Raw genomic sequence first — 917 nt, forward strand, 5'->3', positions numbered from 1 at the left:
GCCGGCCCGCCCTGATCGTCACCGGCGGTTCCTCGGGGGCGGCCAGCATCAACCGCACCATCGGCTCCTCGCTGCCCGCGCTGGCGGCGGCCGGCATCCAGGTGCTGCACATCACCGGCCGCGGCAAGACGCTGCTGGGCGAGTCCGGAGCCCCGCTCGCGTCGCCGGGCTACCGCCAGGTGGAGTACGTGGACGGGATGGAGGATGTCTACGCCGCGGCGGACGTGCTGCTGGCCCGCTCCGGCGCGGCCACGGTGTGCGAGGTGGCGGCGGTGGGCGTGCCCGCCGTGCTGGTGCCGCTGCCGCACGGCAACGGCGAGCAGGCCCTGAACGCTGCGTTCCTGGTGGATGCGCAGGCGGCGGTGCTCGTGGCGGACCGGGACTTCACGCCGGCCTGGGTGGACCGGGAGCTGGTTCCGCTGCTGCAGGACTCCGCCCGGCTGGCGGCCATGGCGGCAGCGGCGCGCTCCCTGGGCATCCGGGATGCCGACGAGCGGATGGCGGCGATGATCTTCAGCGCCGCCGGATACGGCACCGGAAACAGCAGCACCGGAAACAGCAGTGCCGGAAACAGCGGCACCGGAAAGGACGCCGATGAGATCCGCTGACTTCCACACCACCGGAGCGGTGGCGTTCGAAGACCTGGGCCGGGTGCATTTCATCGGCCTTGGCGGGGCGGGCATGTCGGCCGTGGCCCGGATCCTGCTGGCGCGCGGGGTGCCGGTGTCCGGCTCGGACGCCAAGGACTCAAAGGTGCTCGAGCAGCTGCGCGGCCTCGGTGCAGTGGTCCATGTGGGTCACGATGCGGCCAACGTGGCCGGCGCGGACACCGTGGTGGTCTCCACCGCGATCCGGCCCGCGAACCCGGAGCTGCAGGCCGCCGCGGCGGCCGGGCTGCGGATCCGGCGCCGAACGTT

The 917-nt window shown here is 73.4% G+C and carries 2 protein-coding genes; both read left to right on the forward strand.

The features are described from left to right. The coding region (locus tag ACFQ36_RS23000) for a glycosyltransferase (protein ID WP_377017917.1) at positions 1-608 on the forward strand (608 nt) is incomplete at its 5' end. After that, positions 595-917, forward strand: a 323-nt coding sequence (locus ACFQ36_RS23005; RefSeq protein ID WP_377017919.1) for a Mur ligase domain-containing protein, incomplete at its 3' end; no start/stop codon positions are given. The genes ACFQ36_RS23000 and ACFQ36_RS23005, both read left to right, overlap by 14 nt.

It is taken from the genome of Arthrobacter sp. GCM10027362 (assembly GCF_042679445.1).
Classification (GTDB): Bacteria; Actinomycetota; Actinomycetes; order Actinomycetales; family Micrococcaceae; genus Crystallibacter.